Origin of the sequence: Sphingomonas sp. IC4-52 (assembly GCF_020707225.1) — a bacterium.
Taxonomy (GTDB): Bacteria; Pseudomonadota; Alphaproteobacteria; order Sphingomonadales; family Sphingomonadaceae; genus Sphingomonas.
Genome location: NZ_JAJFEU010000001.1, coordinates 306,429 through 330,393 on the forward strand (window position 1 = coordinate 306,429; position 23,965 = coordinate 330,393).

The 23,965-nt window shown below is 64.4% G+C and carries 25 protein-coding genes; 6 read left to right on the forward strand and 19 right to left on the reverse strand.

Annotated elements, in window-relative coordinates:
* Positions 1 to 4 precede the first annotated feature (4 nt).
* Positions 5 to 790: a hypothetical protein gene (locus LK535_RS01400; RefSeq protein ID WP_227770115.1), complete on the reverse strand. Its 786-nt coding sequence runs from the start codon at positions 788 to 790 to the stop codon at positions 5 to 7.
* A gap of 36 nt (positions 791 to 826) precedes the next feature.
* Here LK535_RS01400 and LK535_RS01405 point away from each other — a divergent pair, with 36 nt between their 5' ends.
* Positions 827 to 1,105 (forward strand): hypothetical protein, encoded by a 279-nt coding sequence (locus LK535_RS01405; RefSeq protein ID WP_415837056.1) that lies wholly within the window; start codon positions 827 to 829, stop codon positions 1,103 to 1,105.
* Positions 1,106 to 1,119: 14 nt separating this feature from the next.
* On the opposite strand, the gene LK535_RS01410 is transcribed toward LK535_RS01405, so the two are convergent.
* Positions 1,120 to 2,130, reverse strand: a complete 1,011-nt coding sequence (locus LK535_RS01410; protein WP_227770116.1) for an SPOR domain-containing protein — start codon at positions 2,128 to 2,130, stop codon at positions 1,120 to 1,122.
* Positions 2,131 to 2,358: 228 nt separating this feature from the next.
* On the opposite strand from LK535_RS01410, the gene LK535_RS01415 reads away from it, so the two are divergent.
* The gene (locus LK535_RS01415; RefSeq protein ID WP_227770117.1) at positions 2,359 to 3,657 is read left to right on the forward strand and encodes an SPOR domain-containing protein; all 1,299 of its coding nucleotides are present in this window, start codon (positions 2,359 to 2,361) and stop codon (positions 3,655 to 3,657) included.
* A 43-nt stretch (positions 3,658 to 3,700) separates the two neighbouring features.
* Here LK535_RS01415 and LK535_RS01420 read toward each other — a convergent pair whose 3' ends face one another.
* From LK535_RS01420 to gatC, 5 genes are all read right to left on the reverse strand, one after another.
* Positions 3,701 to 4,912, reverse strand: coding sequence for a dihydroorotase (locus LK535_RS01420; RefSeq protein ID WP_227770118.1), 1,212 nt, complete (start codon positions 4,910 to 4,912; stop codon positions 3,701 to 3,703).
* Positions 4,909 to 5,898 (reverse strand): aspartate carbamoyltransferase catalytic subunit, encoded by a 990-nt coding sequence (locus tag LK535_RS01425; protein WP_227771030.1) that lies wholly within the window; start codon positions 5,896 to 5,898, stop codon positions 4,909 to 4,911. Before LK535_RS01425 ends, LK535_RS01420 begins: the two co-directional genes overlap by 4 nt.
* A 122-nt stretch (positions 5,899 to 6,020) precedes the next feature.
* Positions 6,021 to 7,472, reverse strand: coding sequence for an Asp-tRNA(Asn)/Glu-tRNA(Gln) amidotransferase subunit GatB (gatB, locus tag LK535_RS01430; RefSeq protein WP_227770119.1), 1,452 nt, complete (start codon positions 7,470 to 7,472; stop codon positions 6,021 to 6,023).
* Positions 7,473 to 7,551: 79 nt separating this feature from the next.
* A complete protein-coding gene (gene gatA / locus LK535_RS01435) occupies positions 7,552 to 9,036 on the reverse strand; it encodes an Asp-tRNA(Asn)/Glu-tRNA(Gln) amidotransferase subunit GatA (protein WP_227770120.1) in 1,485 nt (494 codons plus the stop codon).
* A gap of 91 nt (positions 9,037 to 9,127) precedes the next feature.
* Positions 9,128 to 9,430, reverse strand: coding sequence for an Asp-tRNA(Asn)/Glu-tRNA(Gln) amidotransferase subunit GatC (gene gatC / locus LK535_RS01440; RefSeq protein ID WP_227770121.1), 303 nt, complete (start codon positions 9,428 to 9,430; stop codon positions 9,128 to 9,130).
* A gap of 147 nt (positions 9,431 to 9,577) precedes the next feature.
* Here gatC and LK535_RS01445 point away from each other — a divergent pair, with 147 nt between their 5' ends.
* Both LK535_RS01445 and ruvX read left to right on the forward strand, forming a co-directional pair.
* Positions 9,578 to 10,678 carry a DUF3089 domain-containing protein gene (locus LK535_RS01445; protein ID WP_227770122.1) on the forward strand — a complete coding sequence of 367 codons (1,101 nt, stop codon included), beginning with the start codon at positions 9,578 to 9,580 and terminating at the stop codon, positions 10,676 to 10,678.
* On the forward strand, positions 10,675 to 11,133 hold the full coding sequence (ruvX, locus tag LK535_RS01450; RefSeq protein ID WP_227770123.1) for a Holliday junction resolvase RuvX: 459 nt from the start codon (positions 10,675 to 10,677) through the stop codon (positions 11,131 to 11,133). Before LK535_RS01445 ends, ruvX begins: the two co-directional genes overlap by 4 nt.
* On the opposite strand, the gene LK535_RS01455 is transcribed toward ruvX, so the two are convergent.
* From LK535_RS01455 to LK535_RS01470, 4 genes are all read right to left on the reverse strand, one after another.
* Complete coding sequence (locus tag LK535_RS01455) at positions 11,134 to 12,294, reverse strand: epoxide hydrolase family protein (protein WP_227770124.1); 1,161 nt, start codon at positions 12,292 to 12,294, stop codon at positions 11,134 to 11,136. It abuts the gene before it with no gap.
* A 9-nt stretch (positions 12,295 to 12,303) separates the two neighbouring features.
* Positions 12,304 to 13,344 (reverse strand): phosphotransferase family protein, encoded by a 1,041-nt coding sequence (locus tag LK535_RS01460; RefSeq protein ID WP_227770125.1) that lies wholly within the window; start codon positions 13,342 to 13,344, stop codon positions 12,304 to 12,306.
* Positions 13,345 to 13,468: 124 nt separating this feature from the next.
* Positions 13,469 to 14,371 carry a hydrogen peroxide-inducible genes activator gene (locus tag LK535_RS01465; RefSeq protein WP_227770126.1) on the reverse strand — a complete coding sequence of 301 codons (903 nt, stop codon included), beginning with the start codon at positions 14,369 to 14,371 and terminating at the stop codon, positions 13,469 to 13,471.
* A gap of 75 nt (positions 14,372 to 14,446) precedes the next feature.
* Complete coding sequence (locus tag LK535_RS01470) at positions 14,447 to 15,211, reverse strand: sulfite exporter TauE/SafE family protein (RefSeq protein WP_227770127.1); 765 nt, start codon at positions 15,209 to 15,211, stop codon at positions 14,447 to 14,449.
* A gap of 159 nt (positions 15,212 to 15,370) precedes the next feature.
* On the opposite strand from LK535_RS01470, the gene epsC reads away from it, so the two are divergent.
* Both epsC and LK535_RS01480 read left to right on the forward strand, forming a co-directional pair.
* Entirely contained in the window at positions 15,371 to 16,060 is a 690-nt protein-coding gene (gene epsC, locus LK535_RS01475) for a serine O-acetyltransferase EpsC (RefSeq protein WP_227770128.1), read from the forward strand.
* On the forward strand, positions 16,060 to 16,401 hold the full coding sequence (locus tag LK535_RS01480) for a DUF2794 domain-containing protein (protein ID WP_227770129.1): 342 nt from the start codon (positions 16,060 to 16,062) through the stop codon (positions 16,399 to 16,401). Before epsC ends, LK535_RS01480 begins: the two co-directional genes overlap by 1 nt.
* A 116-nt stretch (positions 16,402 to 16,517) precedes the next feature.
* On the opposite strand, the gene LK535_RS01485 is transcribed toward LK535_RS01480, so the two are convergent.
* The 8 genes from LK535_RS01485 to LK535_RS01520 form a co-directional block, all read right to left on the reverse strand.
* On the reverse strand, positions 16,518 to 17,417 hold the full coding sequence (locus LK535_RS01485; protein ID WP_227770130.1) for an SDR family NAD(P)-dependent oxidoreductase: 900 nt from the start codon (positions 17,415 to 17,417) through the stop codon (positions 16,518 to 16,520).
* 85 nt (positions 17,418 to 17,502) lie between these two features.
* A complete protein-coding gene (locus LK535_RS01490; RefSeq protein WP_227770131.1) occupies positions 17,503 to 17,973 on the reverse strand; it encodes a hypothetical protein in 471 nt (156 codons plus the stop codon).
* Positions 17,974 to 18,154: 181 nt separating this feature from the next.
* Positions 18,155 to 18,847 carry a phosphate regulon transcriptional regulator PhoB gene (gene phoB / locus LK535_RS01495; protein WP_227770132.1) on the reverse strand — a complete coding sequence of 231 codons (693 nt, stop codon included), beginning with the start codon at positions 18,845 to 18,847 and terminating at the stop codon, positions 18,155 to 18,157.
* On the reverse strand, positions 18,847 to 19,521 hold the full coding sequence (phoU, locus tag LK535_RS01500) for a phosphate signaling complex protein PhoU (RefSeq protein ID WP_227770133.1): 675 nt from the start codon (positions 19,519 to 19,521) through the stop codon (positions 18,847 to 18,849). Before phoU ends, phoB begins: the two co-directional genes overlap by 1 nt.
* A gap of 11 nt (positions 19,522 to 19,532) precedes the next feature.
* Positions 19,533 to 20,291 carry a phosphate ABC transporter ATP-binding protein PstB gene (gene pstB / locus LK535_RS01505; RefSeq protein ID WP_227770134.1) on the reverse strand — a complete coding sequence of 253 codons (759 nt, stop codon included), beginning with the start codon at positions 20,289 to 20,291 and terminating at the stop codon, positions 19,533 to 19,535.
* Positions 20,288 to 21,538, reverse strand: a complete 1,251-nt coding sequence (gene pstA / locus LK535_RS01510) for a phosphate ABC transporter permease PstA (protein ID WP_227770135.1) — start codon at positions 21,536 to 21,538, stop codon at positions 20,288 to 20,290. The genes pstB and pstA overlap by 4 nt, the downstream gene beginning before the upstream one ends.
* Entirely contained in the window at positions 21,531 to 22,907 is a 1,377-nt protein-coding gene (gene pstC, locus LK535_RS01515) for a phosphate ABC transporter permease subunit PstC (protein WP_227770136.1), read from the reverse strand. Before pstC ends, pstA begins: the two co-directional genes overlap by 8 nt.
* A complete protein-coding gene (locus LK535_RS01520) occupies positions 22,904 to 23,947 on the reverse strand; it encodes a substrate-binding domain-containing protein (protein ID WP_227770137.1) in 1,044 nt (347 codons plus the stop codon). Before LK535_RS01520 ends, pstC begins: the two co-directional genes overlap by 4 nt.
* Positions 23,948 to 23,965 lie beyond the last annotated feature (18 nt).

Here is a 23,965-nt window from a genome sequence, read left to right on the forward strand (position 1 = left end):
GCGGTCAGCGGGCAGCGTCCACCATCAGATCGACATTCGTACCCCCGCCGGCACGTGGACGGAGCCTCAGCATGAACGCGGCCGATTGCCGGGTGCCGGCGAGAACATGCTCGTCGGCGTCAGTGCCGTGACCGGCGCGGTAGCCGGCGTCGGCGGTGCGCGTGTAATACCAGTCCAGCAGCCGCTGCATCGGCGCCGCGCTGACGAAACTCACGACGCGAAGTGCGCAGCCTTGCCCGTCGGCCCCGGCGGCCTCCAGCACGCGGGCGTCCGGATATAGCGGCACCTCTGCCGGAAGGCGGTTCGCCCAGCCGGCCGAATAGGCGATCTGCTGAACGCAATCCGCCGATGTGCCCTGGCTTGCAGCGAGAGCGCCGAGGGTTAGCGCACGCCGCGCCGCCGCGCATTGCGGGCATTGGGGGGAGGCGGCGGGCGCCGAGCGGAGCTGGCCAGCGACTGGCTGGTGAGCGGCATCCGCGATGGTTTCGGGGGGCAAAGCGAGCGATTCGGGCTGGGCTGGCGGGCGCAGCGTGTCGGCATTGGCCTGCTGCACCAGCTTTGGATCGACCATGATTTGATCGCGCAAGGCGGCTTCAATCGCGGGATCCCGATCTGCGCTGTTGGCCGTGCCAGTGCCGTTTGCCAGTTCCTGCTGGCTGGCGCTGGCCGCGGCCGACGTTGGCTCATTTGACGCAGGGCCACAGGAGACGGCGAGCAGCGCGATGGCGATCGCCGCGGCCGTATGGCGCTTGGTCCCCGCCCGTGGCTGTCCCCGTTTCAAGGTCGTCATGCGGCTTCCGTCATGAAACGGCGGGGAGGGCGCAGCATGAGCTTCCATGTGTCTCGCCCTTGTAACACACTGAAGGTCCCCCATGTTGATCTCATGCTCAACATCGTTTCGGTCCTGATCGGCCTCGTCACCCTGGTTCTGGGCCTTGTCGCGTTCATGCCCTTGCTCGGCTGGCTGAACTGGTTCGTGATCCCGATCGGCATCGTCGGTGCGGCGGTTGGTGCGCTTTCGTCCAGCAATGGCGGGCGAAACCTCAACATCGTGCTGATCATCATCTTCGCGCTTCGGCTGATGCTGGGCGGCGGGATCATCTGAGCCGCGCTTCGGCGTCAGGGTGCGACCACCACGCAGCTTACCCCGGACTTTGTGCAAGCGGCTTGAGCGGCGGCGCGTGACGCGAAGCCAGTGGCCTGCAACCGGGTGACGCCGCCCGCCTGGACATAGCTGGGGTTGCCGCCGGTGCGACTGCCGACCTTTGCCCAGAGGTTGCGGGCGTTGTCCCCATCGCGGAAGGCGCCGAGTTGGATGCGCCACCGTCCGTTCGAAGCGGGCGCGGGTGCGGGTGCTGCTGTCGTGGGCGGTGCTACGGCTGCTGCGCGGGCCGATGCCGGGGGGGCGGCCGGGCGGACTGCCGTGGCAGGCGCGGCGGTCGTTCCCGGCGCTGGCGATGGCGGCGGCGTGCTGGCGATGCGGGCAGGGCTGGTGGTAGCCGGGCGCGGTGTGGCGGTGGAGACCGTTGTACCCGCCGTCACGGGGGGAAGACGGGTCGCCAGCGCCCGGGCATCAGCCTCGTACTTGCGGGCGAGGGTCAGCCCCTCCTGCCGCTGAGCCTCGGGGATATATTGGTCCATCTGGGCCAGCGTCTGGGACGCTTGGGGCAGGCCCTGCTGCGATGAGCGGGTGACCAGGGCGTAAGCGCGTACCCAATCGCGCGCCACGCCGTCCGCGTTGAACAACATGGTACCGAGTACGAGCTGGGTCCGGCGTTCGCCGCGTGCGGCCGACTTTTCCAGCCAGGGCAGTGCTTCCGCCTTCTTGCCGTCCTGGAACAGCGTTAGGCCGTAATTGTCAATCGCCTGATTATGCCCCTGAGCCGCTGCCTTGCGGAACCATTCGATTGCGGTCGGGAGGCTCGCCGGCAAGCCACGGCCGAGCTTATATGCCTGGCCAAGATTGAACTGGGCGTCGGCATCACCCGCAGCTGCAAGCGGCCGCCAAACGTCCACCGCGGCCTTGTAATCACCGCGCGCCCACGCATCCACGCCCTGTTTGACATCGGCCCCCGCGGTCCCCGCAACGAAGGCCGTGGCGATCATCCCAGCAAGATAGGCATTCTTCATCCGACTTTCCCTGACTTACCCGCGAGCATTCTGCCGATGGCGCATGATGTGGACGCGCGAAGTTACTCCATCGCTAACCCCCGATCACGAGGGCGCTGGGGTGTTTACCATTCCTTATGATCGGATTGGCATCAATCGCCGGAGAGGTCGAAGCCCCTCGATACCAGCGGATTCCCGCATTGGGACGTGGCGGGGCTTCAACCGAGATGATGGTTCGGGGATCCGACGATGAACAAGCGTGCAGTTGCCGGCTTCGGCCTTTCGGCCCTGATCTTGGGCGGCGCGATGGTGGGCTGCGCACAGGGCGGCATTTCGACGGCAAGCACCCAGAGCGATGCGGTGTTGGCCAAGAACGCCGCGCGCAATGCCGAAAGAGCTGCGGAAGCGCTTCAGAAGGGCGATCCTATCAAGGCCATCGGCTTCGCAGAGGCAGCCGTCGCGGGGCAGCCGGGCAATGCCGATTATCGCGTGCTGCTGGGTTCGGCTTATCTCAAGGCCGGGCGCTTTACCTCTGCCCATGCCGCTTACGCCGATGTTTTGACCCTATCGCCCCAGAACGGAAAAGCAGCGCTGAACCTGGCACTCGCCATGATCGCAGAAGGCCAGTGGGACGAGGCCCGGCAGATGCTGGACGCCAATGCAGCAATCGTACCGGCGAGTGACAGGGGCCTTGCCATCGCGCTTGCCGGCGATCCGGCAGCGGGGGTGGAGGTGCTGACCGCAGCGGCGCGCGAGCCGTCAGGGGACGCCAAGACGCGGCAGAACCTTGCGCTTGCGCTTGCGCTCGCAGGGCGCTGGGCAGAGGCGCGTCAGATCGCAGGGATCGACATGGGCCCGGCAGAAGCGGACGCCCGCGTCGTGCAATGGGCCGCCTTCGCTAAGCCGGTTGGTGCTGCGGACCAAGTGTCGGCCCTGTTGGGGGTGACGCCGGTGAAGGATCCGGGACAGCCGGTCGCGCTGGCGCTGAACAAAGTCGTACCGACGAACACCGCGTCGGCGGCAGAGCTGCTGGCGGCGGCGCCAGTCGCACCGATGGCAGCCCCGGTGTCCGCCCCAGAGGCGGCGCAACTCGCGTCGGCTACCCAGGAGGCGCGCGCGGGATCGCGAGTCGTCTTCGCGGAACGGCGAGAGGTGGTGCAGGCGATCCCTGGGAATGATCCTGCTGTTCGGACGGCATCAACGGCGGCGCCCAAGCGCCTTGCTGCGGTGGAGAGCGATAGCGTGAGCAAGCCGAAAGCGCCGGGCAAGTGGTTCGTTCAGCTGGGCGCCTATGATTCGGCAGCGGTGGCCAAGGACGCCTGGGATCGCGCGCAGCGTCGCTATCCTGCCTTTGCCGGGGAGACACCCACCGGCATGGCGTTCAAATCCTTTTACCGCCTGTCCGTCGGCGGCTTCTCACGCGGGGAGGCGAATACGCTTTGTCGCGGGTATCGCGCCAACGGGGGCTCCTGCTTCGTGCGTACCGGCGCAGGCGACCAGACGGCAGCTTGGGTGAAGCCCAGCAAGGTGCAGTTCGCGGGCCGGTAAAGCCAGCGGGGCCGGCGGCGCCGGGTGGCCGGTTAGCCGCCGATCAGGCGAGTTCGCGACCGCCCTTGAACAGGCGAAGTACCCGGCCCTGCACCGGCAAACCATCGAACGGTGTATTGCCGGCGGTGCCGGGCAGCGTGTCTGCAGAAATCTGCCACGGCACGTCAGGATCGACGAGCATGAGATCCGCTTCGGCACCTGCCTGAAGCGATCCGGCTTCGATGCCGAGGATCGCCGCAGGATTGCGGGAGAGCAGTGCAGCGAGCCGCTCGAGACTGACATGGCCATCGCGCGCGAGCCCGAGCGCCAGTGGCAACAGGGTCGCCGCACCGGCGGCTCCTGCACTCGCATCCGCAAAAGGCAGGCGCTTTTCTTCGGGCCCGCGAGGATCGTGTCCCGAGCACAGCACGTCGATGGTGCCGTCCGCGAGCGCAGCCAGTGCTGCACGCCGATCCTCTTCCGCACGAAGCGGCGGCGACAAATGCGCAAAGGTGCGAAAATCGCTCATCGCATTGTCGGAGAGTAGCAAGTGCGCGGGCGTAATCCCGCAGGTTACGCGCACGCCGCGCCGCTTCGCTGCCCGCACCATGTCGAAGCCTGCGGCAGTGGTCACCTGACGCAGGTGGAGGCGTGCATCGGCTGCCTCTGCGAGCATCAGGTCGCGGGCGATCGCCAGCGGCTCCGCCAGGGCGGGAGCGGCGGGGAGACCCAGCCGCGTCGACGTTTCGCCCTCGGTGGCCACCGCGTCGCCGACCAGCCCGGCATCTTCGGCATGGGTCACGACCGTGAGGTTGAGGTCGCGGGCATAAGCGAGCACGCGCGCCATGACGCCCGAATCGCCGATCCAGCGTCGGCCCGTTCCAACGGCGCGCGCGCCGGCCGAGGCGCAGATGGCCATTTCGGCAAGATCCGTCCCGGCAAGCCCGCGAGTCGCCGCAGCGATCGGGTGGATCCACAGATCCGGACGCCCGATCAATGCGGACCGTTGAACGATACCCGGCTCATCAAGAACCGGCTTCTGATCCGGCATCAGGCCGACTCGAACGATGCCGCCGGCGCGGAACGCCGCGCGATCGATGGTCGCCACCCCCAGATCGACGATCGCCGGCGCAAGCACCGCCCCGCGACAATCGATGATGGTCGCCCCGTCAGCAGTGTCGACAATCCGTCCGTCGGCGACAAACAGGTCGCCGCGCCGCTCTCCTGCGACAGGACAGATGATCCGGGCGTCTCGAAAGTGCAGGGGGCCGCTCATGCCCAACCCTCCACGCCGCGCGATCGGCGCGTCAGCACGTCAAGACAGGCCATGCGCACGGCGACACCCATTTCCACCTGTTCCGTGATCGCGGAGCGCTCCGCATGGTCAGCGACGCTGGAGTCGATCTCAACCCCGCGGTTCATCGGACCGGGGTGCATCACCAGCGCGTCCGGCTTTGCCCGGCCCAGTCGGTCGAGCGTCAGCCCGTAACGGAGATGATATTCGCGGGTGGATGGGACATAGCCGCCCGCCATTCGTTCCGTCTGAAGGCGAAGCATCATCACGACATCGGCCCCGTCGAGCGCTGCGTCGAAATCAGTGAACGGCGTGACGCCCATTCGCTCGATCGCGGGCGGCATCAATGTGGATGGCGCGCAGACCCGGACCTCCGCAGCCAGTGCGGTCAGCGCCAGGATGTTCGATCGGGCAACCCGGCTATGCAGTACATCGCCGCAGATCACGACGCGCTGGTTATGGATCGTGCCACGCCGGCGGCGGATCGTCAGCGCGTCGAGCAACGCCTGAGTTGGATGTTCGTGGCGGCCATCACCGGCGTTGAGCACGGGGCAATCGACCTTGTCCGCAATCAGCCGAACCGCGCCTGACGACATGTGACGAATAACGATCACGTCGGCGCGCATCGCATTCAGCGTCATCGCCGTATCGATCAGCGTCTCACCCTTTTTCACGCTCGACTGCGCGGCGTGCATGTTGACGACATCCGCCCCCAGCCGCTTGCCGGCGATTTCGAAGCTGAGCAGCGTACGGGTGGAGTTTTCAAAAAAGGCGTTGATCTGAGTAAGCCCGGCAAGCCGCTTGTCAGGCACACCCCGCTGACGATTGGCGGCGATCCAGCCCTCCGCTTCGTCCAGCAGAAAGGAGATCTCGTGCGGTTGGAGCCCCTCAATCCCGGTGAGATGGCGGTGCGGAAAAACAGCACCGCCGGAGATCAGGGAGGCGGGGCGGTGGTCCGAGGAAGGCATCGGGGCAGGCGGATAGTCGGCGCAGACGAGGGTGGCAAGCCGGGCAGCGGTCCGGGCCGTCATCCAGCGCGCAGTGGATGACGACCGGAAGCTCGCACCGGCGGCAGTGCGCCGGAGCCCGTTTAGCCCAGTGCCTTCTTCAGCAGATCGTTGACGACCTGCGGGTTTGCCTTGCCGCCCATCGCCTTCATCGTCTGGCCAACGAAGAAGCCGAACAGCGCCTGTTTGCCGCCGCGATACTGCTCCAGCTGATTCGGGTTCTTCGCCAGAACGTCAGCGATGACGGCTTCGATCGCGCCCGTGTCGCTTGTCTGCTTAAGGCCGCGTTCCTCGACGATCTTGCCAGGTGCATCGCCGGTTTCGAGCATCACCTCGAAGACCTGCTTGGCGAGGCTGCCTGAAAGCGTACCGTCGGCGACCAGCGCCAGCAGTTCTGCCGCCTGACCGGGCGTGACCGGCGACTCCTCGATGCCCTTGCCAATGCGATTGAGGGCGCCGAATAACTCGCCCGTCACCCAGTTTGAGGCCGCGACGGGGGCTGCGCCGGCATCCAGCAGGGTGTCGAACCAGCGTGCGGTCTCGACCTCCGCGGTCAGCACCTCGGCATTATAGGCCGTGATCCCGAGCGATTCGTAGCGCTTGCGCTTGACGTCCGGCAGCTCTGGCAGGGAGGCCCGGCACTCCTCCAGAAAGGCGTCGTCCAGCTCCAGCGGCAGCAGATCGGGATCGGGGAAGTAGCGGTAATCGTGCGCATCTTCCTTCGAGCGCATCGACCGGGTGGTCCCGGTGTCCGGATTGAACAGGCGGGTTTCCTGGACGATCTTGCCGCCCGACTCGAGCACGTCGACCTGGCGATTGGCCTCATGCTCGATTGCGGCCATCACGAAGCGGACGGAGTTGACGTTCTTCGTCTCGGTCCGGGTACCGAATTCTTCACCGGGGCGGCGGACGCTGACGTTCACGTCGGCGCGCATCGAGCCTTCTTCCATGTTGCCGTCGCACGAGCCGACATAGCGCAGAATCGCGCGCAGCTTGCGCAAATACGCTCCGGCCTCTGCCGGCGAGCGCATGTCTGGGCGGCTGACGATCTCCATTAGCGCCACGCCCGACCGGTTAAGGTCGACATACGAACGGGTGGGGTGCTGATCGTGCATCAGCTTGCCGGCATCTTGTTCAACGTGAATGCGTTCCACGCCGATCGTCTTGACGGTGTCGCCATCCTCGATCTCGACTGAGCCTTCCCCGACAAGCGGATGATAAAGCTGCGAGATCTGGTAGCCCTGCGGCAGATCGGCGTAGAAATAGTTCTTGCGATCGAAGCGTGACCATTTGTTGATCTGCGCATCGATGGCCATGCCGGTGCGCACCGCCTGCCGAATGCATTCGCGGTTCGGCACGGGCAGCATGCCCGGCATCGCCGCGTCGATCAGGCTGACCTGCGAATTGGGTTCGGCACCGAACGCCGTTGCCGCACCTGAAAACAGCTTCGCGTTCGACGTCACCTGCGCATGTACTTCGAGGCCGATCACGACCTCCCAATCGCCCGTGGCGCCCTTGATGCGATAGTCAGTCATAGCCCTAAACACCCGTTCGGGCGGGGACGGTGAAAGCCCCGCCCATTCTCATGGGAAATGATGAAGTGCGCCGGACGGCTCACCACCACGCCTGCGGCCGTGCGACGAAGCCGGCGCGCTCCTCGATCGCGAGCGCGGCGTTGAGAACGCCCTGTTCGTCGAGCGCCTTGCCGATCACCTGCAGCCCGAGCGGCAAGCCTTGCTTATCGAGGCCGCCGGGAACGCTCATCGCCGGCAAACCGGCGAGGGACGATGGCACGGTGAACACGTCGTTGAGGTACATGGCGAGAGGATCGTCGCTTTTCTCGCCAAGGCCAAAGGCTGCAGACGGCGCGGTTGGGGTAAGCAGCACGTCGCAGCTTTCCCACGCGCGCTCGAAATCGCGAGCGATCAGCGTGCGCACCTTCGAGGCCTGGGTGAAATAGGCGTCGTAGAAGCCGGCCGAGAGCACATAGGTACCGATCAGGATACGGCGCTTCACCTCTTCGCCGAAGCCGGCCGCGCGAGTCGCGGCGTACATCGCCTGAAGGTTCGCGCCGTCCGGCAGATCGCGCTGGCCGTAGCGTACGCCATCATAGCGCGCGAGGTTGGACGAGGCCTCCGCCGGCGCAATGATGTAATAAGCGGGCAGGGCATATTTGGTGTGCGGCAGCGATACCTCGACCACTTCCGCTCCGGCATCCTTCACCCATTCAATGCCCTGCTGCCAAAGCGCCTCAATTTCCTCCGGCATGTTGTCCACGCGATACTCGCGCGGGATGCCGACGCGCTTGCCGGCGAGGCTGGCGTTCAGACCCTGCTCCCACTGCGGAACGGGAATGTCGAGTGAGGTGGAGTCCTTTGCATCGAAGCCGCTCATCGCCTCCAGCATGATCGCGCAATCGCGCACGTCGCGGGCCATCGGCCCGGCCTGGTCCAGCGAGGATGCGAATGCGATGACGCCCCACCGCGAGCAGCGGCCGTAGGTCGGCTTGATGCCCGAAATGCCAGTGAAGGCAGCAGGCTGACGAATCGAGCCGCCGGTGTCCGTTCCCGTCGCCGCCGGGCACAGGCGAGCGGAAACTGCCGCCGACGAGCCGCCGGACGAGCCGCCAGGGGCGAGCGGCGCGTTCCCGCCATCATTGCGGCGCCATGGTGAAATCACGTTGCCGAATGCGCTCGTCTCGTTGGACGAGCCCATGGCAAACTGGTCCATGTTGAGCTTGCCGAGCATGCCTGCCCCCGCATCCCAGAGCCGCTGGGACACGGTGGACTCATACTGCGGCGTGAAGCCTTCAAGGATATGGCTGGCAGCGGTCGAAGGCACACCCTTGGTGCAGAACAGGTCCTTCATGCCAATCGGCACGCCGGCGAGCGGCTTCAACGTGTCGCCAGCGGCACGTGCAGCATCGGCCGCGTCAGCGGCGGCAAGGGCGTGGTCGGGCGTTTCGACTAGGAATGCATTGAGTTGCCCCGCGTTGCTGACGGCGGTGTTGAACGCTTCTGCCACCTCGCGTGCGGAAAAGGTGCCTTCGCGCACGCCATCGCGGATCTCGCGGATGCCAAGGTCGGTAAGGTCAGTCATCAGAACACCGTCACCCCAGCGAGCGCCGGAGTCTCAAGAGAAGAAGGGACGCGGTCGAATGCCGCTGCCGGCAAGGCCGACGAAAGGCGGCTCACTCGATTACCTTCGGCACGGTGAAGAACCCGTGCTCAGCGGTCGGTGCATTCGCCAGTACCGCTTCGCGAATGCCGCCGCCGGTCAGCGGATCGGCATTCACCACGTCATCGCGCAGGCGCTGCTTGTTCGGAATAACCGCGGTCATAGGGGCCACGCCGTTCGTGTCCACTTCGCCCAGTTGCTCGACCCATCCCAGGATGTTGTTGAGCTCAGGCACGAGCCGCTCGGCATGGGCATCGTCGATCGCAATGCGGGCGAGGCTCGCGACCTTTTTCACGGTGGCAATATCTACGGACATGGCCGGCGCGCTATCACTGCCGCAGGTGCGAAAGCAACAGCGCTGCGGATGGCGGGCGAAGGTTGATGCGGCAGCCGGTCACCGCGGGGCGTGGCGCGGCCTGCAGCACGGTTGCGCGCGCCTCGCCGCTGGGGCAGGCGGGCTGGCATGGCACGCAAGTTCCTTTACGTCATCGCCTTCCTGATCGCGCTCGTGATCGCAGGAGCGGTCGTGTATCGCATCTGGGGCAACGACCTGATCCGCTGGCGGTTCGTGCCGGCGCGCGCGTTCGAGCCGCAGAGCAATGTTCGCGAGGACGTCTACGATCGGCCCGACATGTGGCTGGCGCGACCCGACATCCAGCGGAACCCCGCGCTGTGGACGCCTGCCGGGTACCAGCCGCGCAACGCCGCCGGGGGCGCCGCCATCTTCTTCATTCACCCGACATCCTATCTGAGCGATGACCATTGGAACGCGCCGCTCGACAACAAGGAAGCGAATGATCGCGCGGCGTTGTTTCTGCGTGGCCAGGCCAGCGTGTTCAACGAAGCAGGCGAAATCTGGGCGCCGCGCTATCGGCAGGCGACCTTCGGCTCGTTCCTGACCGACGCGGCTGATGCGACGCGTGCGCTGAACCTTGCCTATGGGGACATTCAGGTCGCCTTTGCTTCCTTCCTGCGCCAGATCGGCAATGATCGACCGATCGTCCTGGCCGGGCACAGCCAGGGCGCCCTTCACCTAACCCATTTGTTGAAGGACAAGGTGGCCGGCACGCCGCTCGCCCGGCGGGTTGTCGCGGCTTATGTCGTTGGGTGGCCGGTGAGCCGCGACAATGACCTGAAGGCGATGGGTTTCCCCGAATGCGCCAGGGCCGACCAGCGGGGTTGCCTGCTTTCGTGGGAGACGTTCGCAGAGCCCGCAGATCCATCGCTGGTCCTCGACATCTATGATCGCTCGACTGGCTTCGACGGAAAGCCTCGCCGCGGATCGCGCCTGGTCTGCACCAATCCTCTTACGGGTACGGCGAACGCGGCAGCGCTAGCCAGTGCGAACAAGGGAACGCTGTTCCCCGCGGCGGATCTCGGCAGTGCCGAGATCAAGGCGGGGCGGGTACCGGCCCGGTGTGATGAGCGCGGGTTGCTTCTGATCGGCGAGGGACCGGACGTTGGCCCTTATGTGCTGCCCGGAAACAACTATCACGTTTATGACTACAGCTTGTTCTGGGCGAATGTTCGCGATGACGTTACCCGGAGGCTGGGTGCGCGATGATCACGCTATCGGCAGAGGATTTTCGCGGCGCGCTGCCAAACGGAGGGCGGCTGATCGGGCTAGATCTTGGCACCAAGACGATCGGGACAGCGCTTTGCGACGCAGGCTGGAGTTTTGCGAGTCCGGCGACGCTGATCCGACGACGCAAGTTCACGCAGGACAAGGCGGCGCTGGTCGAGTTGATGACGGCGCAACAAGTGAGGGGGGTGGTGCTGGGCCTGCCACTCAACCTGGACGGTACCGAAAGTCCACGGAGCCAATCCACACGCGCGTTCGCCCGCAATATCGCCGATCTCGCGCCCATTTTGTTGTGGGATGAACGCTGGTCCACCGTGGCGGTGGAACGGGTGATGATCGAGCAGGACATGAGCCGCGCAAAGCGCGCCGAGAGGGTCGACAACCTTGCCGCAGCCCATATCCTTCAGGCGGCCATCGACGCGCTGGTGCGGCAATAATCAGCTGGTGCGGAGGGTGCGGAAAGCGGTGCGAACCTCTTCCACGAACAACTCCGGCTGTTCGAAGGCGGCGAAATGGCCGCCCCGCTCCAGTTCGTTCCAGTGGATGATGTTGGGATATTGCCGCTCTGCCCACCGGCGCGAGGCGCGAAAGATCTCCTTCGGGAACATGCTGTACCCGGTCGGCACCATGACCTTGTCTGACCCGAACGCTCGGAAGCTCTCCCAGTATAATCGCCCTGACGAAGCCCCGGTGCCGGTAAGCCAATAGAGCATGATGTCGTCCAGCATCTCGTCCCGGCTAAGCGCGTTCTCAGGCTCACCGCCGCAGTCCGACCATTCGCGGAACTTCTCGTAGATCCACATCGCTTGACCAACAGGCGAATCGACCAGGCCGTAGCCGAGTGTCTGCGGGCGCGTGGCTTGCTGCTGCGAATAGCCGTTGCCGTCCTGCATGTGGCGTTGCAGGCTTTCGAGGGACGCCTTCTCCTGGTCGGTCGCATCGGTCAGGTCCTCCGCCGTCGGCCGAACCACCAACATGTTGAGGTGGATGCCGGCCACGGCCGGGTCGCCGCTTGCACCGATCGCCGTGGTTACAGCAGAGCCCCAGTCGCCGCCCTGCGCAACGAAGCGCGCATAACCGAGACGCTTCATGAGCGCGATCCAGGCGCTGGCGATCCGTGGCACAGGCCAACCCTCTTTGGGACGCTGGGAGAAGCCGTAGCCGGGCAAGGACGGGCAAACGACGTGAAAAGCGTCTTCCGCTTTGCCGCCATGCGCCACGGGATCGGTCAGCGGGCCGATCACCTTCATGAACTCGACGACCGAACCCGGCCAGCCATGGGTGATGACGATCGGGAGGGCGTCGGGTTCGGGGGAGCGACGGTGGAGGAAGTGGAGGTTCAGTCCGTCGATAGTCGTGGTGAATTGACCGATGCCGTTCAGGGCCGCTTCGCACCGGCGCCAATCATAGCCGTCCTGCCAGTAAGCGACCAGCGCCCTTGCGCGCTCCAGCGGGACGCCCTGTTCCCACCCCGAAACAGTTTCACGTTCCGGCCAGCGCGTGCGCGACAGGCGATCGCGTAAGTCGTTCAGCTCCTCTTCCGGTACATTCAGGTGAAATGGCGTGACGGCATCGCTTGAACGATCTGGACTCGGCATATCAGTTCCTCAGCCGTCGCGGCGCAACAGCGCCAGCGCTTGTTCCGCCAGGGCAGGGCAGCCGTTGATCGCTTCCCCCGCGTTGGGCGTCGTTCCCGCGAGGGCACGGGCGTAAACGCCCTGACTGATCGAGGCCAGGCGGAACACGGCGAAGCCGAGGTAGAAGCTCCACTCGTCAATCCCGCTGCGGCCCGTGCGCCGGCAATAGGCGGAGACATATTCCTCTTCGGAGGGGATGCCGCTGGTGGCGAAATCGACGCCAGTGAGGGTGCCCCAAGAGGGCGAGATCGAGTGCCACATGAACCCGTTGTATCCGAGATCGGCGAGCGGGTGGCCGATGGTCGAGAGTTCCCAGTCCAGCACGGCGATCAGACGCGGCTCGGTCGGATGGAACATCACATTCTCGAGCCGGTAATCCCCGTGCGCGATTGCCACCGCCTCATCAGCGGGGATGCGGGCGGGCAGTTCCGCAATCAGCGCCTCCATCGCCGGAACATGCTCCGTTTCAGCGCCGCGATACTGCTTGGTCCAGCGCGCGATCTGGCGTTCGAAATAGCCAGTCGGCCGCCCATAATCCTCAAGACCCACAGCACGGTGATCGACCGAGTGCAGCGCCGCAAGTGTTGCGTTCAGCTGGTCGTACACGGCGCTGCGCTCCGACGGGGTCAGATCCGGAAGCGTGGCATCGCGGAAAATGCGACCTTCCAGATAATCCATCACGTAGAAGGCCGTACCGATCACCTCCGGATCGTCGCACAGGGCGCGCATGACCGGCACCGGAACGCCGGTGTCGCGGAGCGCGGCCATGACGCGATATTCGCGGTCGACCTGATGGGCGCTGGCGAGGAGCTGCCCCGGCGGCTTCTTGCGCAGGACGTAGTCACCCGCGTCGGTCGAGAGCATGAAAGTCGGATTGGAAGCGCCCCCGACGAATTGGCGAACCCGCATGTCCCGCCCGAATCCTTCCACATGGCGGTTCAGCCACTCGCCGAGACGGGCCTCATCGAAGCGGTGGCGCGCCGATACGTCGGTAAGGCGTGCACCGCTCACGCGCGCACGTCCATGTCGTTGGCAGACGATTTTACCGCCATGATCCTCTCCCTCTCATGCGACTTTGTGTCGCTTGTCGTCACCTTGCGGAATTGACGGCGGATTGGAAGAGGGTTCCGCGCGATTACCGAACAGTCGAAAGGATTTGAGCCAGCAGGCGGAAGTCCCGCTCTCGCGGGCTGGCGCGGCGCCATGCAAGGGCGATGGTGCGCCGCGGATTGTCGCCGCCCAGCGGACGCGCCGTGATGTTGGTGTGGTCCAATATACCGGCGTTCAGCGCGATTTCGGGCAGCATGGTGACGCCCAGTCCATTGTCGACCATCTGCACGATGGTGTGCAGCGACGTACCCATCATTGTTGCCTCAGCGCGAAGCTCCGGCCGGTTGCAGGCGGCAAGGGCGTGATCCTTGAGGCAGTGGCCATCCTCCAGCAGGAGCAGGCGAGTCTCGTCGATGTCATTGGGCGACACGGGCTGAACCGCCTCCGGCAACTCCCCCGCGGGAAAGGCGAGAAACAGACGATCGTCAAACAGCGCCTCGGTGGTCACCTCTCCGCAGGAATAGGGCAGGGCAAGGAGGACGCAGTCGGCGCGTCCGTTCTGCAGCGATTCGCACGCCGCTCCGCTTGGCTCCTCACGTAGGAACAACTTCAGGTCCGGATATTCTGTGCGCAGCTTGGGCAGGACACGGGGGAGGAGGAACGGCGCGATCGTCGGAATGACGCTCATCCGCATTTCCCCCGATAGTGGGCGCCCCGCAGCCCGCGCCATGTCGCCGAGTTCCTCGGCCTCACGAAGGACGCGGCGCGCCTTGGCGACGATCTGCTCGCCCAGTGGCGTGAAGCGGACGACGCGGCGGGTGCGCTCCACCAGCGTGACGCCGATCAGTGTCTCAAGCTCGCGGATCCCGGCGGAAAGTGTCGACTGAGTCACGAAGCAGCTGTCCGCCGCCCGCCCGAAATGCCCATGATCACGAAGCGCAATGAGATATTGCAGCTGCTTGAGCGTGGGCAGGTAGGTATTCGCCATTAATCGTCCCGTTCGATCACGGAACGTCACATAGCTGGCATCAGTCGATGATGCGAGCAGTTGCGGACCTGCGCGCTACAGTACGGCGCGGATAAAGCCGTAGGTGCTGGTGATCATCAGAACGATACCCACGAGGATCAGCATCGTCTTGGTCGGGATACGCTTCGCCATCACCGCGCCAAGCGGTGCGGCAAGCACGCCGCCGATCAGCAGGCCGATGGTGGCAGTGGCAAAATCCTTGACGCCAAGATGCGCGATGAAGGTCGCAGACACTGTCAGCGTTAGGAAAAACTCAACCGAGTTTACGGTGCCCACCACCCGGCGCGGCTCCACGCCCTGGACCAGAAGGTTGGAGGTGACGATGGGGCCCCAGCCGCCGCCACCCGCCGCATCGAGAAAGCCGCCGATGAGGCCGAGCGGCTCAACCACTTTCGGCTTTTGCGAGGTCGGCGGGAACAGCAGGCCCCGGATGAGCAGATACGCGCCAACGGCAACAAGGTAGCCAAGCACGAATGGCTTCACGGTCTCGCCATCGATGTTGGTGAGAAGATAAGCGCCGCTGACGCCGCCCAGCATCCCGGGAATGAGCAGCCGGAAAAACAGGCGGCGATCGACGTTGCCGTGCAGCAGGTGGCTGATGCCCGAGACGGCCGTGGTGAAGGTTTCCACGATGTGGACGTTCGCCGAAGCGCGGGCTGGCGAGAGCCCCATGACTGCGACCAGCAACGTGTTGCAGATCACCCCAAATGCCATGCCCAGCGCGCCGTCCACGATTTGCGCACCGAACCCTACAAGGATGAACGGCAGCAATGCTTCAACGGAAAGCAGCGAAAGGTCCACGCACTTGCCCCTGATCCCTGGTGACCGGGGTTGCATGGCGCATGAATGTAAAACCTACAAGTTTGCTATGCTTTGCACCAAGATGCTTTGGCTTTGTGGACGCTGGAAAAGGGTGAACGGACGCCCTAGATCGCGTCATCACGGAAAAGGGGACGCGTGATGGCGCGATTGGCCAGTTACCTTGATTCGATTCGGGCACGCGATCCGGCACCGCATTCGCGGCTCGAGATCCTGACCTATCCCGGCGTCTGGGCGCTTGGCTGCCATCGTATCGCCCATCGGCTATACCGGTCTCGGTTCTTCCTGCTGGCGCGAACCGTGAATCACTTTGCCCGATTCATGACCGCGATTGATATCCATCCCGGCGCAAAGATCGGTCGTAACTTCTTCATTGATCACGGCTTTGTCGTGATTGGGGAAACTGCGGAGATCGGGGACGACGTGACGATCTACCAGTGCGTTACGCTGGGCGGGACGAGCCCAGACAACGGCGTTGGCGGGAAGCGCCATCCGACCATCAGTGACGGCGCCATCATCGGTTCAGGCGCGCAGGTTCTGGGGCCGATCACCGTGGGCCGGCGCGCGCGCGTGGGCGCGAATGCTGTCGTGACTCGCGATGTGCCGGAAGGCGCTGTCATGGTCGGCATCCCGGCACGGCCCACCATGGTGGAGGGCGGGCAGGCTCCCGAACGCAAATTCATGGCCTATGGTACGCCCTGCAGCGAGATGTTCGATCCGGCCACGCAGAAGGTTGAGATCTTGCGTTGTGAATTGGAGGCAATGAAGAAGCGCCTCGATACCCTGCTGGCGGAGCAGGAAGGCGAAGAACGGGCACGCGACCGCGCCTGATGGGGGTAGTCACACCGTTTCCTCTGGCGAGCCAGCCTAGCCAGATCGGGTTCGATCGGATCGAGTTGAACCGGATTCTGGATCTTTATGGCCGTATGGTCGCGGCCGGGCATTGGCGGGATTACGCGATCGAGCTCGGCCGGGAGGCGGCCATTTTCGCTGCGTTCCGCCGATCGGCGGAAAGGCCCGAGTTCCGGATCGAGAAACGCCCTTCGCTTCGTAACAGACAAGGCATGTGGGCGCTGGTCGGGGAAGCCGGGCAGATCGTGAAGCGGGGGCATGAGCTGGGCCCAGTGCTGGCGCCTGTCGAAAGACGCCTGATGAAACTGGTTGAGGATTGATGTTGATTTCGGTCGCGCCAGCGAAGCTGCTGGGCGACTGATCTGCGGAAGGCTCTGTAACGATGCGGCCCGATCTTCGGGACCGGCAGGCCGGCCCCGGAGATCGGAGTTGGTGGTCAGGCGCCCTGGAGCTTCTTGCCAATCATCATCGACTGACCGGCGCCGGACTCCGGCACGATCTCGCCAGTGCGATCCGTGATTTCGGACCAATGCTTGGCAATGCCCTCCGGCGAGAGTTCATCGCCGCTGAGGGCAACGCCCGGCGTCAGCGTGACATAGGCGGCCTGGAACACGCCTGCGCCTGCGCCGACGATCTGGTTGGTCGGTGCTTCCTCGCTGACGAGATACAGAGCCGCCGGTACCACCTTCTCGGGCGAGAAGGCCTGGAAGAGCTGCTCCGGGAAGAGGTCCTCGGTCATGCGCGTGCCAGCCACGGGGGCGAGCGTGTTGACCTTGATGTTGTTCTTCGCGCCTTCGAGGTAGAGCGACTTGGTGAAGCCGGCGAGACCAAGCTTCGCAGCACCATAGTTGGTCTGGCCGAAATTGCCGTAGAGACCCGTCGACGATGCGGTCATCAGGATGCGCCCGTAGTTCTGCTCGCGCATCGTGTCCCAGACGGCCTTGGTCGCATAAGCGGAGCCGAGCAGATGGACCTGCACGACGAACGCAAAATCGGCCGGCTCCATCTTTGCGAAGGACTTGTCGCGAAGAACGCCCGCGTTGTTGATGAGAACGTGAACGCCGCCCCAGGCTTCCTTCGCCTTGGCAACCATTTCCACCATCTGGTCATATTCGGTGACGCTGGCGCCGTTTGCCATCGCCTGGCCGCCGGCAGCCTTGATTTCTTCAACCACCTTGTGCGCTGCGTCGGAGGCGCCGGTGCCGGTACGGTCACCGCCGAGATCGTTCACCACGACCTTGGCGCCGCGGCGGGCCAGCTCAAGCGCATATTCGCGACCCAGGCCGCCGCCAGCGCCAGTGACAATGGCTACCTTGTCGTCGAAACGGATGGACATGGAAAAGGCGCTCCCCTCACGTGAAATGGAGCGCCTTCCCATACTGGACATTCAAACGGGCGCAACCGCCCGCATGGTCACACGATCACTTGCCGCCGCGCTGAATGCAATTGTCGTACTGACCCTTCTTGCACACCGGGTACTTCTGCATCGGCGGCGGGGGCGGAAACGCGGTGTTCGGATCCGGCGCGGGTTGGAAGCGTACGGTGGCACCCGGAGCAGGCGAGCCCTGCATCGGCGGTGCGCTTGGTTGATAGCCGCCGGCCGGATCGGCTGCGGCGGGATCACCCGAGCCGGTCATGGCGCCGCCCGACGAGGTTCCGCCCGCGGTGCCGCCGATAGATCCGGACGTCGTGTCCATGCCGCCGCTGGAGCCCGCGGTCGTGTTGCCACCGGTGCTAGGCGTCTGGGCCGCCGGATCGCCGGTGGTGCTCATCGTTCCGGGTCCCTGCGTAGCAGTACCCGGAGCGGTCTGATCAGCCGTTCCCGCCGGCTGCTCCTGCGCAATGGCCGGCACAGCGATCATCGCCGCGGCCGCAAGAAAGATCGATTTCATCTGCCAATCTCCTGTCAGGATACGCTCGAATGCGTGCAAGAACGCCCCGGACGAACGCGCTTGTTGTTCAAAGTATCCTTTGTTTCGCAGGCGATTCGACAGGTTCGTTGACGGCCTCTTGCTTTCACGCCGTTCAACGAGATCATTTTCGGACGGTCAGAAAGATGATGTTCGACGCGAGTTAATTACCGGCATCCAGTGCGTAGCCAGCAGATCGGACCGTTCGAATGATGTCCGGACGGCCACCTTCGTTGATCGCTTTGCGCAAGCGCCGGATATGAACATCGACTGTTCGACTCTCGATGTCGCTGTCGTGCCCCCAAACACTGTCGAGCAGGCGTTCGCGCGAGAATACGTGACCGGGATGTTCCAGGAAGTGCTTGAGTAGCCTGAACTCTGTCGGGCCCAGCGGGATCACCTCGCCGCCCCGCCGCACCTTGTGACCAACAGTGTCCATTTCAAGGTCGGCATAGGTCAGCGCTTCGCCGGCGAGTGCCGGACGGACGCGGCGAAGAACGGCAGAGACGCGAGCCACCAATTCCCGCGGACTGAACGGTTTCGTCACGTAATCGTCGGCGCCAGTTTCCAGCCCCCGGATGCGATCGGCTTCTTCCCCGCGCGCCGTCAGCATGATGATCGGGACGTTTGCCGTTTCGGCAGTGCGCCGCAAACGGCGGCACACCTCGATACCGGACAGACCCTCAACCATCCAGTCGAGCAAGACGATATCGGGCACCTTCTCGCGGGCGAGCAGCAGCGCTTCTTCACCGTCGATCGTGTGAATGACCTCAAAGTCCTCACGCTTGAAGTGCCAGACGAGAAGCTCCGCGAGAGCGGCATCATCCTCTACCAGGAGCATCCGAGCGCGCGCCATCATTCCCCCTTTTCGCGGTCGGCCAGCTGCGTGCCGGTTGCCGCAAAATAAACCATTTCTGCCACGTTGGTCGCGTGATCGCCGATGCGTTCGAGGTTCTTGGCCACGAACAGGAGATGCGCGACTTCACTGATCGTTTTCGGATTTTCGACCATGTGGGTTACGAGCGTTCGGAAAATGGCGTCGTAAAAGTCGTCCAGCGCCGTATCGCGCTCGCAGATCTCGACCGCTGCCTCAGCGTTGCGAGCGGCAAACGCATCGAGCACGTCATGGACCATTTCCGCCGCCATTCGACCCATGGCCTGAATGACGGATATGGGTTCGATCCGATGTTCCCCTTCGATCAGCGGGACGCGCTTGGCGATGTTCTTGGCATAGTCACCGATGCGCTCGACCACCGCTGCGATCTTCAGCGCGGCAACCACTTCGCGCAGGTCGTTGGCCATAGGGGCACGAAGGGCGATGATCCGGACGACCAGACGCTCGACCTCCGCCTCGATGGCGTCGATCTGCTTGTCTCCAGCGCGAACATCGCGCGCCAAGTCGACGTCGCCACGCTGGAGCGAGCGCATCGCCCGCTCGATCGCCTGTTCGGCGAGCCCGCCCATTTGACTGATGAGGCCACGCAACCGACCGATGTCTTCGTCAAAAGCCTTGACGGTATGTTCCGCCATGTCCTGTCCCCTCAGCCGTACCGCCCGGTGATGTAGTCGGTCGTGCGCTGCTCGCGCGGGTTGGTGAAAATGTTGTTGGTGTCGCCGTATTCGACGAGTTCACCGAGGTGAAAGAAGGCGGTCTTCTGACTCACGCGCGCCGCTTGCTGCATATTGTGAGTGACAATCACGATGGCGTAGCGGCCCCGCAAATCGTGTATAAGTTCCTCGATACGGGCAGTGGCGATCGGGTCCAGCGCGCTGCATGGTTCGTCCATGAGGATCACTTCGGGATCGACCGCAATCGCTCTGGCGATGCACAGTCGCTGCTGTTGTCCGCCCGACAGGGCGGTGCCGCTGTCGGACAGCCGGTCCTTCACCTCGGTCCAGAGGCCGGCGCGGGTCAGTGACCGCTCGACGATCCCGTCGAGTTCCGATTTGCCATTCGCCAGACCGTGGATGCGGGGGCCATAAGCCACATTCTCGTAGATCGACTTCGGGAACGGGTTCGGCTTCTGGAATACCATGCCCACGCGGGCGCGGAGCTGCACCACGTCCATGTCCCTGGAGTAGATGTTCTCGCCGTCCAGCCGGATCTCGCCCTCGACGCGCGCCGAGGCAACCGTGTCATTCATGCGATTGAGCGTGCGCAGAAAGGTGGACTTCCCGCAGCCGGAGGGGCCGATGAAGGCGGTCACATCCTCCTGATCCACGTCGATCGAGACGTTTCGGATCGCCTGTTTGTCTCCATAGAAGACATTGACGTTACGGGCAGTGATCTTCTGGGTCACCAGCGGGTCTCGAAGCGGTTGCGGAGGTAGATGGCGAGGCCGTTCATCGCGAGCAGGAAGACGAGCAGAACGATGATCGCCGCCGAAGTCTTTTCAACGAAGCCGCGGGCGACCTCGTCCGACCACAGGAAGATCTGGACGGGTAGCACGGTGGCGGGGTCCGCCAGCCCCTCTGGCGGTGCGGCGATGAACGCGCGCATTCCGATCATCAGCAGCGGAGCCGTTTCGCCCAGCGCGCGGGCCATACCGATGATCGTTCCCGTCAGGATACCGGGCAGGGCGAGCGGCAGCACGTGGTGGAAGACGACCTGCACCGGGCTGGCGCCGATGCCGAGCGCGGCGTCGCGGATCGACGGCGGGACCGCTTTGATCGCATTGCGACCCGCGATGACGATGACCGGCATAGTCATCAAGGCGAGTGTCAGTCCGCCGACAATCGGCGCCGAACGTGGGAGGCCGAGGGTGTTCAGGAACACGGCGAGGCCAAGCAGGCCGAAAATGATCGAAGGTACTGCCGCCAGATTGTTGATCGACACTTCGATCAGGTCGGTCCAGCGGTTCCGCGGTGCATATTCCTCAAGGTAAAGCGCTGAAAGGACGCCGATCGGAAACGCGATCACGAGGGTGACGAGCATCGTCAGCAACGATCCCTTCAGCGCGCCCCAAATGCCGACACGCGTGGGATCCGAGGAGTCGGCACCGCCGAAAAAATCGCGGTTAAGGCCGCGGGAGAGCTTGTCTCCAAGAGCGGTGACGATCCGTTCGGCTACGGGCGTTCCCTCGCCTTTAAAAGCCATATCCAGATCGGTGGCGACGGGCACGTCGACGACAGCGCTGCGCCGGAGCAGTGACGGATCGGCCTTCACCGCGTCGCGTACACGGAGCCAGGCGCCGTCCGACAGCAGCTCCGCGCCGCCGAGCGTCGAAAAGGCAGTACCGGCCGCCCCATCGACGACATTCTCGAGCCCGGCCCCGGCGAGGGCGAGATCCGCACGGTCACCGCGCAGTTGTTCGGGCGTGACGTTGAGCTCCGCCGCCCGAAAGTCGATCGGCAGTGCCACCCGCGTCTCGGCGAAGCCGGCCGCCCCCTGCATCACCATGGTGATGATCAGAAAGGCGAGAAAGGCGGCGGACAGAATGATCGCGCCGAGCCCCAGCATCCGGAAGCGACGTTCGGACGCGTAACGGCGGGCGATGCGGCGGCGCATCGCATCGGTGCGCCAGTCAGTAGGGGCGCGATCAGTCATAAGCCTCGCGGTACCTTTTCACGACGACGAGAGCGACGATGTTGAGGAGCAAGGTCACGACGAACAGCGTCAGACCCAAGGCGAAGGCGGCTAGGGTCTTGGCGCTGTCGAACTCGGCCTCACCGGTGAGGAGGTCAACGATCTGCTTCGTCACGGTAGTCGTGCTGGCGAAGGGATTGAGGGTCAGCGTGGCGACGCCGGACGCCGCCATGACAACGATCATGGTTTCGCCGATGGCTCGGCTGACGGCGAGCAGCACCCCGCCCACGATGCCGGGCAGCGCGGCCGGGACGAGCACCTTTCTGATCGTCTCGGAGGGGGTGGCGCCCATCGCCAGGCTGCCATCACGCATCGAACTGGGCACGGCCGCCAGTGAATCGTCCGCCATCGAAGAGACGAAGGGGATGATCATCACCCCCATAACCAGACCTGCGGCGAGCGCGCTTTCGCTGCTTGCCCAACGGATGCCGACCGAAACGGCCAGGTCTCGGATCGCGGGCGCGACTGTAAGAGCGGCGAAATAGCCATAGACGACGGTGGGGACGCCGGCGAGCACCTCCAGCAACGGCTTCATCCAGCGGCGCGTCGAGGAGCGCGCATATTGGGTGAGATAGATCGCGCTCATCAGGCCAAAGGGAATCGCGACAAGCATGGCGATGACCGCGCCGATAAAGAAGGTGCCCCAGAACAGCGGCACCGCGCCCAAGCTCGCACCCGGATCGCGCGGGTCGATGACCTGCGGGGACCAGTGGGTTCCGAATAGGAAATCGGTGAGTGGCACGATCGAGAAGAACCTGGCGCTCTCGAACAGCAGGCTCGCCACGATGCCAAAGGTGGTGAGTATCGCGATTAGCGAGGCAGCGAGCAGCAGGACCATGACGATCCGCTCAACCTGCGTTCGTGCGGCGAAGTGCGGGCGCACGCGAACGTAGGAGAACGCGAAACCGGCGAAGGCTAGCAGGGCAGCGAGACTTGTCGCCATCCAGTCATACCGGCGCTGCGCGGCAGCATAGGCGGGGGCGAGCGTTTCCGAGAGGTCATGGAACGCACCGAACGCTTCACCCCGCGCAAGATTGCGAGCTTCGGAAAGGATGGCCGACCGCTCAAACCCAACCGGCGGCAAGCCCGCGGCCACCGGGGTTGCGATTACCGCATTGGTGACCATCGCGGGCGACACGAAGAACCAGACGGTCAGAAACAGCAGCGGCGGGATCGCGGTCCAGAGCGCCACGAACCACCCGTGGTGAGCCGGAAGTGCGCTGAATCGCCCGGTACCGCCGCCGCGCAGCGCGATGGCCCGAGCGCGGGCGACGAACCAGCCAATCAGCCCAAGGGCGACGACGAGGAAGAAGAGCGGGCCGATGCTCATTTGAGTGCCGCCCCATCCAGCGTCTTTTCGGTGCGCACGACATCCGCGGCCTGGATCTGAATCGTTGTGGGTGCGGCTATCAGCCCGCGGCGCGCCAGCGGGCCGTTTGCGCCCCAAAGCTTCGTATATTGAAGGATGAAACGGCTGAGGCCCGGAACGGCTTTCAGGTGCGCCTTCTTTACATAGATATAAAGGGGGCGGGCGCCGGGGTATTTGCCGTCGGCGATGCTGGCCTCGCTCGGCGCGACCCCGGCAATCGGCACGCCATCCACTGATCCGGCGTTTTCCTCCAGATAGGAGTAGCCGAACACCCCAATGGCATTCGGGTTCGCTGTCAGCTTCTGCACGATCAGATTGTCGTTTTCGCCCGCATCCACATAGGCGCCGTCTTCGCGAACCCGTTGGCACCGCGCCTTGAAGGCATCGGCATCATCTGCCTCCAGTGTCTTGGCGGCCGGATCGGTTTCGATGCAGCCGCGCGCCATGATGAGTTCTGCAAGGGCGTCACGGGTGCCACTCGTGGAGGGCGGTCCATATACCTGGATCGGGATCGGCGGGAGCGTAGCGTTCACGTCTCGCCAAGTGCGCGCAGTGTTCGGCTTACCCTTGGGCGCAGCGGCAAGAGCGAGGTAGATCTCGCCAGGCGTAAGCGCCATCTTCGGGCCATTCTTTGCCTCGGCGAAAGCCACGCCATCGATGCCGACCTGCACCTCAAGAATTTCGCTGGCGCCGTTGCGGACGCAAGCGTCGAACTCACTCCGCTTCATCCGGCGCGATGCGTTCACGACGTCCGGGTGAGCGGCGCCAATGCCGGCACAGAAGAGGCGCATCCCCGCTCCAGTCCCCGTAGACTCAATCACGGGAGGACGAGCACCGGGGCTGTTTGCCAAATATTGCTCTGCTACAATCGTGGTGAACGGATAAACGGTTGAGGAGCCGACAGCCTTGATCTGGGCACGGGCGCCTGCGCCACCACTTGCCTGATCATGGCAAGCCGAGCAAAGCGCGATCAGCGCGATTGGTAAAGCGGCGCGAATCATTTGGGTTCCGAAAGGTGT

Excerpts from the sequence above, each read along its gene's own strand:
- LK535_RS01400 (WP_227770115.1), bottom strand. The coding sequence starts at position 790 with ATGACGACCTTGAAACGGGGACAGCCACGGGCGGGGACCAAGCGCCAT.
- LK535_RS01405 (WP_415837056.1), top strand. The coding sequence starts at position 827 with ATGAGCTTCCATGTGTCTCGCCCTTGTAACACACTGAAGGTCCCCCAT.
- LK535_RS01410 (WP_227770116.1), bottom strand. The coding sequence starts at position 2,130 with ATGAAGAATGCCTATCTTGCTGGGATGATCGCCACGGCCTTCGTTGCG.
- LK535_RS01415 (WP_227770117.1), top strand. The coding sequence starts at position 2,359 with ATGAACAAGCGTGCAGTTGCCGGCTTCGGCCTTTCGGCCCTGATCTTG.
- LK535_RS01420 (WP_227770118.1), bottom strand. The coding sequence starts at position 4,912 with ATGAGCGGCCCCCTGCACTTTCGAGACGCCCGGATCATCTGTCCTGTC.
- LK535_RS01425 (WP_227771030.1), bottom strand. The coding sequence starts at position 5,898 with ATGCCTTCCTCGGACCACCGCCCCGCCTCCCTGATCTCCGGCGGTGCT.
- gatB (WP_227770119.1), bottom strand. The coding sequence starts at position 7,472 with ATGACTGACTATCGCATCAAGGGCGCCACGGGCGATTGGGAGGTCGTG.
- gatA (WP_227770120.1), bottom strand. The coding sequence starts at position 9,036 with ATGACTGACCTTACCGACCTTGGCATCCGCGAGATCCGCGATGGCGTG.
- gatC (WP_227770121.1), bottom strand. The coding sequence starts at position 9,430 with ATGTCCGTAGATATTGCCACCGTGAAAAAGGTCGCGAGCCTCGCCCGC.
- LK535_RS01445 (WP_227770122.1), top strand. The coding sequence starts at position 9,578 with ATGGCACGCAAGTTCCTTTACGTCATCGCCTTCCTGATCGCGCTCGTG.
- ruvX (WP_227770123.1), top strand. The coding sequence starts at position 10,675 with ATGATCACGCTATCGGCAGAGGATTTTCGCGGCGCGCTGCCAAACGGA.
- LK535_RS01455 (WP_227770124.1), bottom strand. The coding sequence starts at position 12,294 with ATGCCGAGTCCAGATCGTTCAAGCGATGCCGTCACGCCATTTCACCTG.
- LK535_RS01465 (WP_227770126.1), bottom strand. The coding sequence starts at position 14,371 with ATGGCGAATACCTACCTGCCCACGCTCAAGCAGCTGCAATATCTCATT.
- epsC (WP_227770128.1), top strand. The coding sequence starts at position 15,371 with ATGGCGCGATTGGCCAGTTACCTTGATTCGATTCGGGCACGCGATCCG.
- LK535_RS01480 (WP_227770129.1), top strand. The coding sequence starts at position 16,060 with ATGGGGGTAGTCACACCGTTTCCTCTGGCGAGCCAGCCTAGCCAGATC.
- LK535_RS01485 (WP_227770130.1), bottom strand. The coding sequence starts at position 17,417 with ATGTCCATCCGTTTCGACGACAAGGTAGCCATTGTCACTGGCGCTGGC.
- LK535_RS01490 (WP_227770131.1), bottom strand. The coding sequence starts at position 17,973 with ATGAAATCGATCTTTCTTGCGGCCGCGGCGATGATCGCTGTGCCGGCC.
- phoB (WP_227770132.1), bottom strand. The coding sequence starts at position 18,847 with ATGGCGCGCGCTCGGATGCTCCTGGTAGAGGATGATGCCGCTCTCGCG.
- phoU (WP_227770133.1), bottom strand. The coding sequence starts at position 19,521 with ATGGCGGAACATACCGTCAAGGCTTTTGACGAAGACATCGGTCGGTTG.
- pstA (WP_227770135.1), bottom strand. The coding sequence starts at position 21,538 with ATGACTGATCGCGCCCCTACTGACTGGCGCACCGATGCGATGCGCCGC.
- pstC (WP_227770136.1), bottom strand. The coding sequence starts at position 22,907 with ATGAGCATCGGCCCGCTCTTCTTCCTCGTCGTCGCCCTTGGGCTGATT.
- LK535_RS01520 (WP_227770137.1), bottom strand. The coding sequence starts at position 23,947 with ATGATTCGCGCCGCTTTACCAATCGCGCTGATCGCGCTTTGCTCGGCT.